Here is a 16311-nt window from a genome sequence, read left to right on the forward strand (position 1 = left end):
ATTAAACACTTGTATGAACTTTCTCTCCTGCGTACCTTGATGACATAGTCGTGCGGGCATAATCTGGCCCGCACGCGTTATTGAAACAGACTGTTCGATGCACCTTTGCCCGGTTGCCGCTTTAACCTTGAAGTGTTGCGCGGGCAGCGTGCGGCGCCCCTATAGGGAAGAGAGATCATCATGCTGGAACGTTGTCAGAATGCTCAGGAACGCTGGGGTGGGGTGCACAAACTGATCGATGGTTGGTTGAAAGCGCGTCACGAACTGGTTCGGGCCTTTGATGCTCTCGGTGCCAAGCCCGAAGCGCTCAGCGAGAACCGCAAGCCGTTGCAGGAATTCTGCGGCGTATTGGTGGACTACGTATCGGCGGGGCACTTCGGTATCTACGAGCAGTTGACCAGAGAGGCCGAGGCTTTCGACGATCAACGTGGCCTCGATTTGGCGGAGACGATTTACCCGCGCATCGATGTCATCACCGAGAAGCTGCTGGCGTTCAACGACCTGTGTGATGCCGGCCAGTGCGTTGCAGAAAAATTCAAAGAGCTGGGTGGTTTGCTTCACGAGCGTTTCGAGCTGGAAGATTGCCTGATCGAAGTGCTGCACAACGCTCACAAGGAAGAGTTGACGGCTAAGGCCTGACTCCCCCCGACACAAGAAAACGGTGCGCATTGCGCACCGTTTTTCGTTTGGGCTCAGGCGCCCGCCTTGAGCAATTCGATCTCGAATACCAGCGGCGTATAAGGCGGGATCAGTTCGCCTGCGCCATCAGCGCCATAGGCTTGGTCGGATGGAATCACCAGGCGCCACTTCGCGCCCACCGGCATCTGTTGCAACGCACTGCGCCAGCCACTGATCACACTGTCCAGGCGAAACCACTGAGGTTGTGTGCTCTTGTCGAAGACGGTCCCGTCGGGTAACCGCCCAACATAATTCACTTGCACGCGATCATCGGCCGCCGGTTTCTTCCCGCTGCCAGGGGTCAGTTCGGTCAGCAGGATGCCGTCTGCCAATTCACGCACACCACTTTTGGATTTTTCACTGGCTAAAAATTGTTGCTCGGCAGCGAGTGCCTTTTCACTTTGTGGTGCTCGATTGTCCGGCGCGTTTTGTGCTTCGTGCTGGGCAAGGATCTGTTCGATGCGTGTGTCGTCCAGGGCCAGTGGCTTACCTTGATAGGCCTGTTTGAGTCCGTCGATCAGCGCCTCTACCTGCAACCCAGGCATCTCCTGGCGCAGGCGCTCACCCAGGCTCGCGCCCAGGCTGTAGGCCAGGTCGTGGTCATCTTTGGAGGGGGATTTCTCGCTTGCGTTGGCCACGCAAAGCACCACGCTCAACACTAAAAAAAGGTAACGCGACATGGGCGTTCTCCAACCGAAAGTGCGATGGATTATGCCAGTGTGAATGCTTAAAAAGTGGCGTGGATTTTCGTTATATCAATAAGAATTTTCGTGCGGTGCAACGCAAGCCAATCGATACTGTCAACATGCCCTAGCGGCGGTAAGAGCAGAGGGCTAGTATGAGCCGCACCCACGTCAGCCAGGAGGTAAACCATGTCGGCCAAACAGAAGCCTGTAAATACCCCGTTGCATTTGCTCCAACAACTTTCGGGCAGCCTGCTCGAACATTTGGAAAGCGCCTGTTCACAAGCCTTGGCTGATGCTGAGAAGTTGCTCGCCAAGCTTGAAAAACAACGCGGCAAAGCTCAGGAAAAACTGCACAAATCCCGCACCAAACTGCAAGGCGCAGCGACCGCTGGCAAAGCCAAGGCACAAGCCAAGGCCAAGGACGCCGTCAAAGAACTTGAGGACTTGCTCGACGCCCTCAAGGATCGTCAATCCGAAACCCGCACCTACATTTCCCAACTCAAGCGTGATGCTTCCGAGAGCCTGAAATTGGCCCAGGGTGTTGGTCGTGTGAAGGAAGCTGTAGGCAAAGTGCTGAGCACCCGTGCTCCGGCTAAAGCTGTTGCAGCCAGCGCGGCGAAAAAACCAGCCAGCAAGGCCGTCGCTGCCAAGGCACCTGCAAAAGCTGCGGCCAAGCCTGCAGCAAAAGCACCGGCTAAATCGGCTGCCAAACCGGCGGCTAAAACTGCTGCTGCAAAACCAGCTGCCAAGCCAGCCGCTAAAACTGCTGCTGCGAAACCAGCCGCGAAGCCAGCTGCTAAAACTGCTGCTGCGAAACCAGCTACCAAGCCAGCCGCTAAACCTGCTGCTGCGAAACCAGCCGCGAAGCCAGCTGCTAAAACCGCTGCTGCGAAACCAGCTGCGAAGCCAGCCGCTAAACCTGCTGCTGCAAAACCTGCCGCGAAGCCAGCTGCTAAAACTGCTGCTGCAAAACCAGCTGCGAAGCCAGCCACTAAACCAGCTGCTGCAAAACCAGCTGCCAAGCCGGCCGCTAAACCTGCTGCTGCGAAACCAGCTGCCAAGCCGGCCGCTAAACCTGCTGCAGCAAAACCAGCTGCCAAGCCGGCCGCCAAACCTGCTGCTGCCAAACCAGCTGCCAAACCAGCCGCCGCCAAGCCAGCACCAGCCAAACCAGCTACTCCAGCTGCGAAGCCTGCGACCCCGGCTGCACCTGCTGCCAGCACCACAGCGCCAACCGCTCCGGCCAGCAGCACGCCTGCACCGGCAGCGCCAAGCGTCACCCCAACCAGCGCTTCCTAAGTGCCGGTAACCGCGGCGCGCAGCTGATGCAGCGCGTCGTGGTCAAGGTTGGCGGCTTCGGCCGCCAGTCCTTCAACCCATGCTTGATGATTCACCTCGGCCATCGGCCAACGCTGCGCCACACCTTCCAGGCGTGATAGCAGCAGCCTTTCTGCATCCAATTCCAAAGCCTTGACCCGCTCCCGTAACGCTCCCAGCTCAGCATCCTGCTGCGCCATGGCCCGCCATTGCGTGCGTACTTGCCGCAACGGCTCGACCACCTCCGCCTGCCACGGCCCGGCGATCTGCCGCAGTGCCTGCAAGCGCGACGTTTCCGGCGCCACACCCCGCTGCTCCAGCCACAACCCGCACAACACCAGGCACACATCAGCCCCTTGCGCCTGCAAGCGCAGGCACGCGTCCTCGACGCCCGAGCGGGCGTAGGTCGAGAGGGCAAAGCTCCACAGGTCAGCGCACATATTCACACCCAAGCCAGCGGCCAACGAAGCTGGTAGACTCCGCCGCCATTATGATCCGACTTCAAAGCCTAACATTACAGCGTGGCCCGCAACGTCTTCTCGAAGACGCCGAGCTGACCCTGCACGCCGGTCACAAAGCCGGCCTGATCGGTGCCAACGGCGCCGGCAAATCCACGTTGTTCGCCTTGCTGCTGGGTGAGCTGACTCCCGACTCCGGGGATTGTCTGCTGCCGGCCGACTGGCGCATCGCCCATATGCGCCAGGAGATCGACACCCTCGACCGCATTGCGATCGACTACGTGCTCGATGGCGACCTGCGCCTGCGCCAGGTGCAACACGACCTCGCCGAGGCCGAGAAAGCCCAGGACGGCGCCGCACAGGCCCGCCTGCACTCGGAACTGGACAGCGCCGACGGCTACACCGCCGACGCGCGTGCGCGCAAGATGCTTGCCGGCCTTGGCTTTACCAACGAACAGATGGACCGCCCGGTCGCCGACTTTTCCGGTGGCTGGCGCATGCGCCTGAACCTGGCCCAGGCGCTGATGTGCCCCTCGGACCTGTTGCTGCTCGATGAACCGACCAACCACCTGGACCTCGATGCGATCCTGTGGCTGGAAGACTTCCTGAAAAGCTACCCGGGCACCTTGCTGCTGATTTCCCACGACCGGGATTTCCTCGACGCCGTGGTGGACAACATTGCCCACGTCGACCAGAAGAAAATCACCCTGTACCGCGGCGGCTACAGCGCCTTCGAACGCGCCCGTGCCGAACGCCTGGCCCAGCAACAGCAGGCCTACGAGAAGCAGCAGGCGCAGCGCGCACACATGGAAAGCTACATCGCCCGGTTCAAGGCCCAGGCCACCAAGGCCCGTCAGGCCCAGAGCCGGATCAAGGCCCTGGAGCGCATGGAAGAACTGTCGGCGGCCCACGTCGATTCACCGTTCGACTTTGTGTTCCGCGAGTCGGTGAAAATCTCCAGCCCGTTGCTGGACCTTTCCGATGCCCGCCTGGGCTATGGCGACAAGACCATCCTCGAGAAGGTCAAGTTGCAGCTCACCCCTGGCGCGCGGATCGGCCTGCTCGGCCCCAACGGCGCGGGCAAGTCGACCTTGATCAAAAACCTCTCGGGCGAATTGCAGCCCCTGGCCGGCCGCCTGGTGCGCGGTGAGAACCTGGTGGTGGGCTACTTCGCCCAGCACCAGCTGGATTCCCTCGACGCCAAGGCCAGCCCGCTGCTGCACCTGCAGCGCCTGGCGCCGACCGAACGCGAACAGACCCTGCGGGACTTCCTCGGTGGTTTCGACTTCCGTGGTGCGCGCATCGACGAGCCGGTGCTGAATTTCTCCGGTGGCGAAAAGGCCCGCCTGGCCCTGGCCCTGATCGCCTGGGACCGGCCAAACCTGTTGCTGCTCGACGAACCGACCAACCACCTCGACCTGGAAATGCGCCTGGCGTTGACCATGGCCCTGCAGGAATTCAGCGGCGCGGTACTGGTGGTGTCTCACGATCGCCACCTGCTCAAGAGCACCACGGATAACTTCCTGCTGGTGGCTGACGGCAAGGTCGAGGAATTCGACGGCGACCTGGAAGACTATGCCCGTTGGCTGTCGGACTACCGCCTGCGCAACGCGCCGGTCAGCAACACGCCGGTCAACCCGGACAAGACCGACAAGAAGGCCCAGCGCCAGGCCGCGGCTGCATTGCGTCAGCAACTGGCCCCGCACAAGCGTGAAGCGGACAAGCTGGAAGCCGAATTGGGCAAGATCCACGAGAAGCTGGCGAAGATTGAAACCAGCCTGGGTGACAGCGCCGTCTACGAGCCGGCCCGCAAGGATGAATTGCGCGACCTGCTGGCCGAACAGGCCAAGCTCAAGGTACGTGAAGCGCAGTTGGAGGAGACCTGGATGGAAGCCCTCGAACTGCTGGAATCCTTGCAAGCGGAGCTGGAGGCGCTGTCCTGATGGAAGCGCTGCAACTGCCGCTGCCGGCCCAATGGATCGCGCCGATCTGGGTGGCCGTACAGATTCTGCTGATCCTGCTGGCCGGCTATCTCGCCCAGCGTTTCGTCGCCAAATGCCTGAACCGCCTGGGGGAACGTTATCCGTTCCCGCCGCAGTTGCTGATGCCGCTGCGCGGCGGCCTGCGCTGGCTGATCATGGGCAGCGCGCTGATCTTCGTGCTGGAGCGCCTGGGCGTCTCTGCCACGGTGTTGTGGACGGCGTTGTCGGGTTTTGTGGCGGTGGCCGCGGTGGCGTTCTTCGCCATGTGGTCGGTGTTGTCCAACCTGCTGTGCGCCATCCTGATCTTCACCGTCGGGCCGTTCCGCCTGGGCGATGTGGTCGAGTTGGTGGACACCGTCGACAAGCCCGGCGTCAAAGGCCGGGTGGTGGCGATCAACCTGCTCTACACCACGCTGATCGAAGTGGAAGAGGCCGGAACCGGCAGTGTCATGGTGCAAGTGCCCAACAGCCTGTTCTTCCAGCGCTCGGTGCGCCGTTGGCGCGGCAGCGACGTGCTGCCTTAACCTGTGGCGAGGGAGCTTGCTCCCGCTGGGCTGCGTAGCAGCCCCAAAAAAAGCCGGGAGCGCTACGCACTCCAGCGGGAGCAAGCTCCCTCGCCACAGCAAGCCCCCTCGCCACAAAGGCGCACCCCAAAATTTTTCTAGCCATTTCTCAGCCGGCAGCGTTAGTTTAGAAACATTCAGCAAACTAAGCTCTGAGGTGTGTAATGGCGCTCGACACATGGCTGGCCTTTTTCCTGGCCAGTTGGATCATCAGTCTTTCCCCTGGCGCCGGTGCCATTGCGTCGATGTCCAGCGGCCTGCAATACGGTTTCCTGCGCGGTTACTGGAACGCCCTGGGCCTGCAATTGGGCCTGGCGATGCAGATTGCCGTGGTCGCCGGTGGCCTGGGGGCGATTCTTGCCGCATCCTCCACCGCGTTTTATGCGATCAAATGGTTTGGCGTAGCGTACCTGGTGTACCTGGCCATCAAGCAATGGCGCGCGCTGCCAACCGACCTGAGCGATGACGCGGCGATTCGCCCGATCGGCAAGCCGATGGCGATGATGTTCCGCGGGTTCCTGGTCAACGCCAGCAACCCCAAGGCCCTGGTGTTCATGCTGGCGGTGCTGCCGCAGTTCGTGAACCCGCAGGCGCCGCTGCTGAACCAATACCTGATACTGGGCGCGACCATGATCTGCGTGGACATGATCGTGATGGCCGGCTACACCGGGCTGGCGTCGAAAGTGTTGCGCTTGCTGCGCACACCGAAGCAGCAGAAACGCATGAACCGTACGTTTGCCGGGTTGTTTGTTGGTGCGGCGGGCTTTCTCGCAAGTCTGCATCGCGCAACGGCGTAACTGACGAAACCGGATCAAAAATGTGGGAGCGGGCTTGCTCGCGAATGCGCAGTGTCAGTCACCAGATGTATTGACTGATCCACCGCATTCGCGAGCAAGCCCGCTCCCACATTGGTTTTATGTCGGTAGCGGGATTTTCGTTCAGCGCAGGATCTTCGGCGCTTCATCCCGTGGCAGGTTATTGCGCAATGCAGGCTGTCCAGGTGCTTCCTGATAACCACCGCCGAGTTGTTCGGCCAACTGCCGCGCCACATCCTCGCCCAACGCCTTCGACACTTCCCGCACCACGCGAGGCCGGTTCAGGCTCACGCGCACGTCACGGTTGTTCACCAGCTTGGTGTCCTGGCCTTCGCCCATGGCGGTAAACGCCGAGGTGATCTCAAAGGTGCGGGTGTTGATCAGGCTGAAATCCGCCACCAGCGTCAGGCCCAGCACCGCCGAGTAGCTGTTGGTGTGGTCCAGCGCGTTGATGTCCTGGGTGAAGTCGATGTCCGACAAGGTGCCGAACAGCACGTAGTCCGCACCCTTGAAGTTACCGGCCTTGATCCGCTTGATCACGTCATACACATCGCCCTTGGCGTCCGCGGTGTAAGGCGTGCCCTGCACCAGCTGGAACTGCCGCGACTTGAGGATTTCCCCCTTGATGTCGCCGCTGAACTTGCGCAGCTCGGTCTGCTCGATGTAGCTGGTACGGCTTTCATACTCGCTGTAGCTCGAGCCGCCGCTGGCGTTGTAGGCGCTGGCCTGGAAATTGTTGCTGGCCGCGACCTGGTGGATGTACTCCTCCACGCGAGCCTCGTAGGCCAGGTCGGTTACCGCGATCTTCGGTGCGGCCGAGGCGCCAAAGGCGCACAGCAGGCCGATCATGCCGATCCATGCACGCATTGCTTAGCGCTCCGTGGTCTTGCGGATTTCTTTTTCGTCCATCCATTCGGCCAGGCCGCTTTCGACGTCGACCAGTTGCAGGCTGAACTTGTAGAACACGTCCTTGTAGTCCGAGCTGCGCTTGACGATGGAGCTGATGGAGCCTTCCAGGCGGTACTTGGCGGCGACCATGTTGCCGGTCTTGCTGACGGTCGACTTCTTGTACAAGCCGCTCTGGTTCTGCAGCTTCAGCTGGTCGACCTGGCTTTGCATGTCAGTGTTGTCGCTGGCGAAGCGGGCGGTGCCGGTCTTCATCAGCTGGGTCTTGATCGACGTGGTGATCTCGCGGGTATCGATGTACTCGCTGGTCTTGTTCTTCACGTCATACACCTGCACCACCGGGCGGCCTTGCAGGATGCCGGACTGGGCCAGGGAGCGGGTCATGCTTTCGGCGATCATCTGCAGGTCGGTGGAGCCGAACTCGTTGGTCACCAGTTCCACGGCCTTGCTGTCGCCGTAGCTGATGTTTTTACCGCCCAGGACTGGCGAGGTGTTGGCGCAGCCGCTGGCCAGGACGGCCACCACGGCGAGGAACGAGAAGCGTGCAAACATGGGGATGTCTCTCTGAAACTGAATGAGTGGGTGGATCAAGGCGTCTTCACTTCAAGGCGGAAGTCGGCAGCCTGGGGCAGGTTGGCGATGGCCGGCAGGAAGGTCGCCTGGTTTGCGTAGAGGTTCAGCACCTTCCAGGTCTCTTCATCACCCACCGGGAAACCGTCGGCACCCAGCCAGGCGAAGCGGTAATACATCATCTGGTTGCTGCTGGTGATGTTGCTCAACTGCACCTTGGCGGTCAGGAAGCCGTTTTCCCGGGCGACCCGGATGGCGCCGACGGCGATGCCCTTGAACTTGCCCATCACCACGATCTTGCTCGCGGCGCTTCCGGGTTCCGGCGGTGGCGGGGTGGCGCAACCGGCCAGCAGGACCAGCGCCAGGGCGCCGAGGATGAAATGACGCATAGCGTGCTCCTTAAGGTTGTTTGAGAGTGGCGACGGCCTGGGGCGGATTGTTCTGCACCACGTGGGCTGCAAGACCGCCGGCGAAGACCTGGTTGCCGACCACGCGCAGGGTGATCACCTGGTAGCGCTGATCGGCCTTGACCGTCACCAGCGTGCCGCCCAGGGCGTTGGGCAGGCTGACCTGGTGCTCGCCATGCTTGAGGCGCAGGCGTGTCACCTGGGTCATGTCCGGCAGGGTGCGCCAGGTGCGGGTGTCGGCGCCTTCGGTGACGGCCGAGGCAATACCGAGTACCAGGCCCGCCATCGGGTTGGTCTTGTTCAGGTTGTTCTGGGTGATGCCGCGAGTGACGGCGCGCACGGTGGTGCGCAGGATGATCCCCGGCATGTCATCCCGCAGGGCGCGGCGGGACATGGCGGTGGTGCTGTTGAGGGCAGTGAGGTTCTGTTGCCGGCCGTCGACACCGATCTGGGCGAAGGGCGCGGTCGAGGTGTCGGGCTTGATCACCGGGAACGACAGTGGCGTGATCACCAGGTGGCCGTCGATGGGGATCGGCAACGGCAGGCGAATCGAGTCGCGGGCCGTCGCCAGGCCGCTTTGCACCACGATCAGCACGTCAGTCTCGTCCGCACCGACCTTGGATTTGTCCAGGTCGAGCAGGGCCTGTTCCAGCAGCGGTGTGTTGGGGCGCAGTTCGGCGGCCTTGCGATAACCCGGTGCGGCCAGGTCTTTTTCGCCCAGGGCTTCGTAGACGAAGCCGGCCAGGTAGTGGCTGAAAGCGCTCTGGTAGCTGTTCTTCAGGCCTACCACTTCCGGGGCGTTGAGGCTTTCCACCGGGTAGCCGCGCAGGTCCTTGAACTGGGTCGCGATGCCCTGGCGCTCGGCCTCGTTTTCGCTCTTGAGGTATTCCTTGTCCCGCAGGTCCGCAATCACCGCTTCGCGTTCGTGGGTCTTCTTGATCTCGGTGCGGGCACCGTCGAAGTCATTCAGCGCCAGCAGGTTGAGGGCCATCTGGGTGGTCAGCATGACCTTTTCGTAGTCGTAGCCTTCGTAACGGCGGACCTTGTCATTGACCAGGAAGGCGCCGAACTGCGCGAGGTACTTGTCGGTGTCGAACTTGACCGACTCTTCCCACTTGTAGACTTGCAGGTCGGCGCTGCGCCAGGCGACCTGGCTGCCGGTCAGGTCGCCCTTGGCGCGCAGCAACTCACCCTTTTCGAAGTAGTAGAGAAGGTCCTTGTCGTCGCCGGTGTTGTTCTTCTCAAGCAGCGTCAGCGCGGCGTCGACGTTGCCGGTGGCCAACTGCTGATTGGTGGCTTGCAGCTCGGTGTCGTAGCTGCGAAACATCGAACAACCGGACAGCAAGGTCACTGCCGCGAGCGCGAGCGAGGTAAAGGCGCGAGATGCCATCGAAGAGCTTCTTCCCTGAACGTAATCGGCCGAATGTGCTGGTCGGGCCGAATCACCAATGGCAGGAAGGCGTTGCATCCTGCCAATTCCTCATAAAAAGAGGAGCGAAAATGCCATTTCGCAATAACGAAGGCGCGGCATTATAAGCCCGATTACTGGCAAAACAATGGCCTTTTGGATCCATTTTCCGGTAACGAGGCCATCATCCGCCTCTTGGTAAACCCAGGCCCACATCACTTACAACTTGAGTCAAACCCCGTAAGGTTTGACAATGTGTTACTTCGTATTTCCATTTGAGATCCATTCATGATTGCCCCCTTCCGTTTTCTTGCCTGGCTGGTGCTGCCGGCGTTGATGTCGTGCAGTTTCAACCTGCTGGCTGCAACTGCCGAGAGCGCGCCCCAAGCCCTGCATTTACTGGATTACATCGGTGCGGACTACCCGCCGACGGTGGAGGCGGGCAAGGTTATCGATGATTCCGAATACCGTGAACAGGTAGAGTTTCTCGGGGTGTTGCAGGGGCTGGTGGCCGATCTACCGGAAAAGCCCGAGCGCGCCGAACTGATCAAAGGCGTGGATGAACTGTTGGCCGCCGTAACGGCCCATCAGGACGGCGCGGTGGTTGCGCACCAGGCCCGGCAATTGGGCGCCAAGTTGGCAGTGGCCTATGAAGTCAGCCAGGCCCCGGCCATTACCCCCGATCCGACGCGCGGTGCGCCGCTGTACGCGCAGAACTGCTCGGTGTGCCACGGCGCCACAGGCGCCGGCGATGGCCCCGCAAGCGTGGGCATGACGCCGCCGCCCGCCAACCTGCGGGACGCTGCACGCCTCGATCGCTTGAGCCTCTACGCGATCTACAACACCCTGGGTCTGGGCGTGGAAGGCACCGACATGCCGTCGTTTGCCGATCAACTGGACGACCGCCAGCGCTGGGACCTGGCGACCTATATCGCCGGCTTCACCGCCGACCCGGCTGCCGCGAACAGTGAAAAGTCCTTCAACCTCGCCGACCTCGCGCGCCAGACCCCCAACGAAGTGCTGGCTGCCGAAGGTCCCGGCGCAGTTGCCACCTTCCGCGCCCAGCGCGCCCAACCGCCGCAGGTCAAGCGTGGCCCGGCGCAGTTGCTTGATTACACCGCGGCCACCCTCGACAAAAGCCTCGCCGCGTTCCGCAATGGCGAGCACGAGCAGGCCTACGACCTGTCGGTAGCGGCTTACCTGGAAGGTTTCGAGCTGGTTGAAAGCTCCCTCGATAACGTTGATGCCAACGTGCGCAAGGACACCGAAAAGGCCCTGATGGCCTACCGGCAGTCATTGCAGGACGGCTTGCCGATCGAGCAAGTGCAGCAGCGCCTGGATGTGGCCAAGGGCAAGCTCACCGAGTCCGCCGGCCTGCTGGGCAGCGATGGCTTGAGCTGGTCCCTGAGCTACATCTCCGGTTTGCTGATCCTGCTGCGCGAAGGCCTGGAAGCGATCCTGGTGCTGGCGGCGATTCTCGCGTTCCTGCGTAACACCGGCCAGCAATCGGCGGTGCGCAGCGTCAACGTCGGCTGGGGCCTGGCGCTGTTGGCCGGCTTGGCGACGTGGGCGTTGGCGGCTTATGTGATCGACGTCAGCGGCGCCCAGCGCGAGTTGCTGGAAGGCTGCACGGCGCTGTTTGCCAGCGTGATGGTGCTGTGGCTCGGGGTGTGGATGCACGACCGCCGTCACGCGGCCGCCTGGCAGGACTACATCAAGAGCAGCCTGGTAGGCGGTGGCGGGCGCTTCGGTTTTGCGATGCTGGCGTTCTTCTCGGTGTACCGCGAGCTGTTCGAAGTGATCCTGTTCTACGAAACCCTGTGGTTGCAGGCCGGCCCTGCCGGGCACAACGCGGTATTGGCCGGTGGCGCCACGGCGCTGGTGCTGTTGGTGGGCCTGGCCTGGGTGATTCTGCGGGGCTCGGCGAAACTGCCGCTGGCGCTGTTCTTCGGCATAAACGCGGCGTTGCTGTGCGCGCTGTCGGTGGTATTCGCCGGGCATGGCGTCAAGGCGTTGCAGGAAGCCGGGATCTTCGGCACCCGGCCGGTCGCGTTCTTTGACTTCGACTGGCTGGGCATTCACGCCGATGCCTATTCCCTGAGCGCCCAGGCTGTGGCGATCCTGGCGATTGTGGTGCTGTACGGTCGCAGCCGGCTCGCTGAAAAGCGCCGGGTGGTGGCTTAACCATGCGCGTGTGGATCGATGCAGACGCCTGCCCCCGGGCGGCCAAGGATCAGGTGGTGAAGTTCGCCCTCAAGCGCCAGTTCGAAGTGGTGCTGGTGGCCGGGCAGAGCCAGATCAAGCCGAGCTTCTCGTGCGTGAAGTTGATCGTGGTGCCCAGCGGCCCGGACGCGGCCGATGACTACCTGGTGGAGCACGCCGTGCCCGGTGACCTGGTGATCTGCAGCGATGTGCCGTTGGCCGACCGCTTGGTGAAGAATGGCGTGGCTGCGCTCGACCCACGAGGCAAGGAGTTCAGCCCGCAGAACATGAGCGAGCGGCTGGCGGTGCGTAACCTGTTCACCGATTTGCGGGAGCAGGGGCAGATGGGCGGTGGCCCGCCGCCCCATGGGGACAAGGACAAGCAGGCGTTTGCCAATTCGCTGGATCGGATTCTGACCCGGCTGATGAAGGCCTAATCGTTCTCGTGGGTGAGTTCCAGCACCCGGTCCACCAGCTTGTTGATGCCTGACGCCACTTCGCTGATGCGTTTGCCCAGCATGTAGGCCGGGGTACTCACCAGCTTGCGCGCCTTGTCTTCGACGATGTCGTCGACCGCGCATTCCTGGTGGGTGGCGCCCATCTTGTCCATGGCGGCTGCGGTGTCGGCGTCATTGCCGATGGTGCAGGTCACGCCTGGGCCATAGATCTTCGCTGCCAGCGCCGGCGAGATGCAGATCAGCCCGACGGGCTTGCCCGCTTCGGCAAACGCCTCGGCCAGCTCCAGCACCTGCGGGTTGACGCTGCACCCGGCGCCTTCCACGGCAAAGTTCGACAGGTTCTTCGCCGCGCCAAACCCCCCGGGCACGATCAGTGCGTCGAAATCCTCGGCGTTGGCCTCACGAATGTCCTTCACCTCGCCACGGGCAATGCGCGCCGACTCCACCAGCACATTGCGCGACTCGGGCATCTCCTCGCCCGTCAGGTGGTTGATCACATGCAACTGGGCAATGTTCGGCGCAAAACACTGCACCTCGGCGCCGCGCTGGTCCAGGCGCAGCAGGGTGATCACGCTTTCATGAACCTCGGCACCGTCGTACACGCCACAGCCGGAAAGGATCACTGCAATCTTTTTGCTCATGGGCATTTCTCCTGATTCATGGCGTTAAATGTCTACTCATTTGTCACTCATTGCCAATGGGATATCCAGCCGCTACACCTACTCTAGATGTAACAATAATTGACCGGACTTGCCCATGGACTTCGTCCCTTACGCGGTACCGTTTTTCATTGCCTTGATCGTGGTCGAGCTGCTGGCCGACTACCGGCGCGGCCAACGCAACTACCGGGTGGCCGACGCCATCAACAGCCTCAGCACCGGCGTGCTGTCCACCACCACGGGGCTGCTGACCAAAGGGGTGGGCATCCTCACCTATGCCTTCGCCCTCAAGCACCTGGCGATCATCGAGCTGTCGGCCCAGAGCGTCTGGACCTGGGTGTTCGCCTTTGTGTTCTATGACTTCTGCTACTACTGGCTGCATCGCATGGGCCATGAGCGCAACATCCTCTGGGCCGCGCATTCCGTGCACCACCAGAGCGAGGACTACAACCTCAGCACCGCCTTGCGCCAGACCAGCACCGGCTTCCTGCTGAGCTGGATCTTTTACCTGCCGCTGGCCGTGCTCGGCGTGCCGCTGGTGGTGTTTATCAGCGTGGCGTCCCTCAACCTGTTGTATCAATTCTGGGTGCATACGCGGCATGTGCCGAAGCTCGGCTGGTACGAGTGGTTCTTCGTCACGCCATCCAATCATCGGGCCCACCATGCACAGAACGCTCTCTACATGGATCGCAACTACGGCGGGGTGTTCATTATTTGGGACCGCCTGTTTGGCTCCTTCCAGGAAGAAGACGATAACGAGCCGGTAATCTTTGGCGTGACCACGCCCTTGGCCAGTTGGAACCCGCTGTGGGCCAACCTGCAGTTTTATGCGCAGCTGTGGAGTGATGCACGGCGCACCGAAAGTGGGTGGGACAAGCTGCGGATCTGGTTCATGCGCACCGGTTGGCGCCCGGCGGATGTGGCGGCAAAGTACCCGATGGCCAAGCCGGACTTGAGCCAGTTCCGCAAGTTCGAGGTGCCGCTGGATGGGCGCCAACAGATTTACATCGCGCTGCAGTTTGCCGCGTACGTGGGTTTTGGCAGCTACCTGATGAATTTCGGCGAGGGCTTGCCGACCGCTGCCCTGGTGTTGGGCTGGAGCGCGATGGCATTGGGGTTGTTCACCCTGGGGGTGGCGCTGGAGAATCGCCCGTGGGCGTTGAAGGCTGAGCTGGTGCGCCTGGCACTGAATGTGCCGCTGGTTTGGCTGGCGCCGCTGGTGGGGCTGTGGCCGGCCAGCTCGTTGGGCTGGCTGGGCCTGGTCAGTTACAGCTTGCTCAGCGGCATCGGCCTCTACTGTTGCAGAGACCGGCTTACTCGACTGGCGTCGTAGGCTTTTCGGCTTTTTCAGGTTCGCCGGCCGCCAGGCGAACCTTCTCGGCGGCACAGGCTTCGCGGGTCAGGCGGGCGTTCTTGACGCGCCGGCGAATCCACAAGCCCAGGCCCAGCACCAGCAGTGCGCCCAGCACCCACAGCTCGTATTTCTTGACGCTGCCCAGCATGCCTTCCAGTACCGCGCCGAAATGGTAAGCCGCAGCGCCCAGCGCAGCGGCCCACACGGCGGCGCCAATCCCGTTGAGCAACAGGTAGCGGCCCGGCGGGTAGCCCGACAAACCAATGGCCACCGGCATCACCGTGCGCAAACCGTAGACAAACCGGAAGCTCAGCACCCAGATGTCCGGGTGCTTGCGAATATGCTCCAGGGCCTTGTCGCCCAGCAGTTGCCAGCGCGGCTTGCGCGCCAACAGTTTGCGGCCGTGCTTGCGTCCCAGGAAGTACCACAACTGGTCGCCGGCGTAGCTGCCGAAAAAGGCAACGACCACCACCAGGTTGATATCCATGTATCCACGGAACGCCAGGAAGCCTGCGAGAACCAGGATGGTTTCGCCTTCGAAGAAGGTGCCTAGGAACAGCGCAAAGTAGCCGAAGTCATGCAGAAATTGTTGAAGCATGGTCTGGGTGCTGGCGAAATGAACGCGCAGCCTACGCCTTCGTGAACATTCATGAAAGTATCGAGATGTGTCACGAAGTGAACAATTCCTACATAAACGACGAATGCGACTACAGGTCGCACGCCGGTTGCCTTACGGCGCATGAGCTAACCACAACTGTAATTCCTTCGTCATAATGGCCGCTTATAACTGTCACGCTCGCCCGTCAAGCCGGGCTCAGGAGTCTGCCGTGAGCTTTACCCCCGCCAACCGCCTGTTTCCCGCCACTCGTCTGCGTCGCAACCGTCGTGATGATTTTTCCCGGCGCCTGGTGCGTGAAAACGTGCTGACGGTGAATGATCTGATCCTGCCGGTGTTTGTGCTGGACGGTGAAAATCGTCGGGAAGCGGTGGCGTCGATGCCGGGCGTGGAGCGCTTGACCATTGATTTGCTGCTCGAAGAGGCCGCGAGCTGGGTTGAACTGGGGATTCCGGCGCTGGCGCTGTTCCCGGTCACGCCGTCTGAACTCAAGTCCCTGGACGCCGCCGAAGCCTGGAACCCGGACGGTATTGCCCAGCGCGCCACCCGCGCCTTGCGTGAGCGCTTTCCGGAACTGGGAGTGATCACCGACGTGGCGCTGGACCCGTTCACCACCCACGGGCAGGATGGCATTCTCGACGAAGAAGGCTATGTTCAGAACGACATCACTGTTGATGCGCTGGTAAAACAGGCCTTGTCCCACGCCGCAGCGGGCGCCCAGGTGGTGGCCCCCTCGGACATGATGGACGGTCGCATCCAGGCGATTCGCGAAGCCCTGGAGCTGGCCGGCCACGTCAACGTGCGCATCATGGCCTACTCGGCCAAGTACGCCAGCGCCTATTACGGCCCGTTCCGCGATGCGGTGGGTTCGGCGCTGAACCTGGGCAAGGCCAACAAGGCCTCGTACCAGATGGACCCGGCCAACAGCCACGAAGCCCTGCACGAAGTGGCCGCGGACCTGGCCGAAGGCGCCGACATGGTGATGGTCAAGCCCGGGATGCCGTACCTCGACATCCTTTATCGGGTCAAAGAGGAATTCAAGGTGCCGACCTTTGTCTATCAGGTCAGCGGTGAATACGCCATGCACATGGCCGCGATCCAGAATGGTTGGTTGAGTGAAGGGGTGATCCTTGAATCCCTGACTGCCTTTAAACGCGCGGGTGCCGATGGCATCCTGACTTACTTCGCCGCCCGCGCTGCCCAATTGCTTAGAGAGCAACACTAGCCCTCAC

17 protein-coding genes are annotated in these 16311 nt (G+C 61.8%); 9 read left to right on the forward strand and 8 right to left on the reverse strand.

Features of this window, described 5'->3' with window-relative positions:
• Positions 1-180 precede the first annotated feature (180 nt).
• Positions 181-639, forward strand: a complete 459-nt coding sequence (locus tag HX824_RS17900) for an Rsd/AlgQ family anti-sigma factor (RefSeq protein ID WP_003208832.1) — start codon at positions 181-183, stop codon at positions 637-639.
• 53 nt (positions 640-692) lie between these two features.
• Here HX824_RS17900 and HX824_RS17905 read toward each other — a convergent pair whose 3' ends face one another.
• On the reverse strand, positions 693-1358 hold the full coding sequence (locus HX824_RS17905) for an FKBP-type peptidyl-prolyl cis-trans isomerase (protein ID WP_008439319.1): 666 nt from the start codon (positions 1356-1358) through the stop codon (positions 693-695).
• Positions 1359-1550: 192 nt separating this feature from the next.
• Here HX824_RS17905 and HX824_RS17910 point away from each other — a divergent pair, with 192 nt between their 5' ends.
• Positions 1551-2663: an AlgP family protein gene (locus tag HX824_RS17910; protein ID WP_177054888.1), complete on the forward strand. Its 1113-nt coding sequence runs from the start codon at positions 1551-1553 to the stop codon at positions 2661-2663.
• Here HX824_RS17910 and HX824_RS17915 read toward each other — a convergent pair.
• Positions 2660-3121, reverse strand: coding sequence for a TIGR02444 family protein (locus tag HX824_RS17915; protein WP_087694898.1), 462 nt, complete (start codon positions 3119-3121; stop codon positions 2660-2662). The genes HX824_RS17910 and HX824_RS17915 overlap by 4 nt on opposite strands.
• Positions 3122-3171: 50 nt before the next feature.
• Between HX824_RS17915 and HX824_RS17920 the strand changes: the two genes are divergently transcribed.
• The 3 genes from HX824_RS17920 to HX824_RS17930 all read left to right on the forward strand — a co-directional run bounded on the left by HX824_RS17920 (position 3172) and on the right by HX824_RS17930 (position 6481).
• Complete coding sequence (locus HX824_RS17920; RefSeq protein ID WP_003208841.1) at positions 3172-5082, forward strand: ATP-binding cassette domain-containing protein; 1911 nt, start codon at positions 3172-3174, stop codon at positions 5080-5082.
• Positions 5082-5645: a mechanosensitive ion channel family protein gene (locus HX824_RS17925; protein WP_008439307.1), complete on the forward strand. Its 564-nt coding sequence runs from the start codon at positions 5082-5084 to the stop codon at positions 5643-5645. The genes HX824_RS17920 and HX824_RS17925 overlap by 1 nt, the downstream gene beginning before the upstream one ends.
• Before the next feature lie 203 nt (positions 5646-5848).
• On the forward strand, positions 5849-6481 hold the full coding sequence (locus tag HX824_RS17930) for a LysE family transporter (protein ID WP_003208844.1): 633 nt from the start codon (positions 5849-5851) through the stop codon (positions 6479-6481).
• Positions 6482-6622: 141 nt separating this feature from the next.
• On the opposite strand, the gene HX824_RS17935 is transcribed toward HX824_RS17930, so the two are convergent.
• Genes HX824_RS17935 through HX824_RS17950 form a run of 4 tightly spaced genes read right to left on the reverse strand, consistent with a single transcriptional unit; the run spans position 6623 to position 9772 of the window.
• On the reverse strand, positions 6623-7366 hold the full coding sequence (locus tag HX824_RS17935) for a hypothetical protein (RefSeq protein WP_008439305.1): 744 nt from the start codon (positions 7364-7366) through the stop codon (positions 6623-6625).
• A gap of 3 nt (positions 7367-7369) precedes the next feature.
• On the reverse strand, positions 7370-7957 hold the full coding sequence (lpoB, locus tag HX824_RS17940; protein WP_003214026.1) for a penicillin-binding protein activator LpoB: 588 nt from the start codon (positions 7955-7957) through the stop codon (positions 7370-7372).
• Positions 7958-7992: 35 nt separating this feature from the next.
• Complete coding sequence (locus tag HX824_RS17945; protein WP_008439304.1) at positions 7993-8364, reverse strand: YcfL family protein; 372 nt, start codon at positions 8362-8364, stop codon at positions 7993-7995.
• Between the two features lie 10 nt (positions 8365-8374).
• Positions 8375-9772 (reverse strand): COG3014 family protein, encoded by a 1398-nt coding sequence (locus HX824_RS17950; protein WP_177054889.1) that lies wholly within the window; start codon positions 9770-9772, stop codon positions 8375-8377.
• A gap of 306 nt (positions 9773-10078) precedes the next feature.
• Here HX824_RS17950 and HX824_RS17955 point away from each other — a divergent pair, with 306 nt between their 5' ends.
• Both HX824_RS17955 and HX824_RS17960 read left to right on the forward strand, forming a co-directional pair.
• Entirely contained in the window at positions 10079-11974 is a 1896-nt protein-coding gene (locus HX824_RS17955; protein WP_177054890.1) for a cytochrome c/FTR1 family iron permease, read from the forward strand.
• 2 nt (positions 11975-11976) lie between these two features.
• The gene (locus HX824_RS17960) at positions 11977-12429 is read left to right on the forward strand and encodes a YaiI/YqxD family protein (RefSeq protein WP_003214020.1); all 453 of its coding nucleotides are present in this window, start codon (positions 11977-11979) and stop codon (positions 12427-12429) included.
• On the opposite strand, the gene elbB is transcribed toward HX824_RS17960, so the two are convergent.
• The gene (gene elbB / locus HX824_RS17965; protein WP_003214018.1) at positions 12426-13091 is read right to left on the reverse strand and encodes an isoprenoid biosynthesis glyoxalase ElbB; all 666 of its coding nucleotides are present in this window, start codon (positions 13089-13091) and stop codon (positions 12426-12428) included. The two genes, HX824_RS17960 and elbB, sit on opposite strands and share 4 nt — an antisense overlap.
• 115 nt (positions 13092-13206) lie before the next feature.
• Between elbB and HX824_RS17970 the strand changes: the two genes are divergently transcribed.
• A complete protein-coding gene (locus tag HX824_RS17970; protein WP_010167970.1) occupies positions 13207-14442 on the forward strand; it encodes a sterol desaturase family protein in 1236 nt (411 codons plus the stop codon).
• Here HX824_RS17970 and HX824_RS17975 read toward each other — a convergent pair.
• Positions 14423-15061, reverse strand: coding sequence for a DedA family protein (locus HX824_RS17975; protein ID WP_003214015.1), 639 nt, complete (start codon positions 15059-15061; stop codon positions 14423-14425). The genes HX824_RS17970 and HX824_RS17975 overlap by 20 nt on opposite strands.
• A gap of 229 nt (positions 15062-15290) precedes the next feature.
• Between HX824_RS17975 and hemB the strand changes: the two genes are divergently transcribed.
• The gene (gene hemB / locus HX824_RS17980) at positions 15291-16304 is read left to right on the forward strand and encodes a porphobilinogen synthase (RefSeq protein WP_177054891.1); all 1014 of its coding nucleotides are present in this window, start codon (positions 15291-15293) and stop codon (positions 16302-16304) included.
• Positions 16305-16311 lie beyond the last annotated feature (7 nt).

Origin of the sequence: Pseudomonas sp. D4002, assembly GCF_013385665.1 — a bacterium.
Lineage (GTDB): Bacteria > Pseudomonadota > Gammaproteobacteria > Pseudomonadales > Pseudomonadaceae > Aquipseudomonas.

Bases quoted from the DNA above. Each gene is read 5' to 3' on its own strand.
- HX824_RS17905 (WP_008439319.1), bottom strand. From the start codon at position 1,358: ATGTCGCGTTACCTTTTTTTAGTGTTGAGCGTGGTGCTTTGCGTGGCC.
- HX824_RS17930 (WP_003208844.1), top strand. From the start codon at position 5,849: ATGGCGCTCGACACATGGCTGGCCTTTTTCCTGGCCAGTTGGATCATC.
- HX824_RS17960 (WP_003214020.1), top strand. From the start codon at position 11,977: ATGCGCGTGTGGATCGATGCAGACGCCTGCCCCCGGGCGGCCAAGGAT.
- elbB (WP_003214018.1), bottom strand. From the start codon at position 13,091: ATGAGCAAAAAGATTGCAGTGATCCTTTCCGGCTGTGGCGTGTACGAC.
- HX824_RS17955 (WP_177054890.1), top strand. From the start codon at position 10,079: ATGATTGCCCCCTTCCGTTTTCTTGCCTGGCTGGTGCTGCCGGCGTTG.
- lpoB (WP_003214026.1), bottom strand. From the start codon at position 7,957: ATGTTTGCACGCTTCTCGTTCCTCGCCGTGGTGGCCGTCCTGGCCAGC.
- HX824_RS17970 (WP_010167970.1), top strand. From the start codon at position 13,207: ATGGACTTCGTCCCTTACGCGGTACCGTTTTTCATTGCCTTGATCGTG.
- HX824_RS17975 (WP_003214015.1), bottom strand. From the start codon at position 15,061: ATGCTTCAACAATTTCTGCATGACTTCGGCTACTTTGCGCTGTTCCTA.
- HX824_RS17925 (WP_008439307.1), top strand. From the start codon at position 5,082: ATGGAAGCGCTGCAACTGCCGCTGCCGGCCCAATGGATCGCGCCGATC.
- HX824_RS17935 (WP_008439305.1), bottom strand. From the start codon at position 7,366: ATGCGTGCATGGATCGGCATGATCGGCCTGCTGTGCGCCTTTGGCGCC.
- HX824_RS17910 (WP_177054888.1), top strand. From the start codon at position 1,551: ATGTCGGCCAAACAGAAGCCTGTAAATACCCCGTTGCATTTGCTCCAA.
- HX824_RS17945 (WP_008439304.1), bottom strand. From the start codon at position 8,364: ATGCGTCATTTCATCCTCGGCGCCCTGGCGCTGGTCCTGCTGGCCGGT.
- HX824_RS17900 (WP_003208832.1), top strand. From the start codon at position 181: ATGCTGGAACGTTGTCAGAATGCTCAGGAACGCTGGGGTGGGGTGCAC.
- HX824_RS17915 (WP_087694898.1), bottom strand. From the start codon at position 3,121: ATGTGCGCTGACCTGTGGAGCTTTGCCCTCTCGACCTACGCCCGCTCG.
- HX824_RS17950 (WP_177054889.1), bottom strand. From the start codon at position 9,772: ATGGCATCTCGCGCCTTTACCTCGCTCGCGCTCGCGGCAGTGACCTTG.
- HX824_RS17920 (WP_003208841.1), top strand. From the start codon at position 3,172: ATGATCCGACTTCAAAGCCTAACATTACAGCGTGGCCCGCAACGTCTT.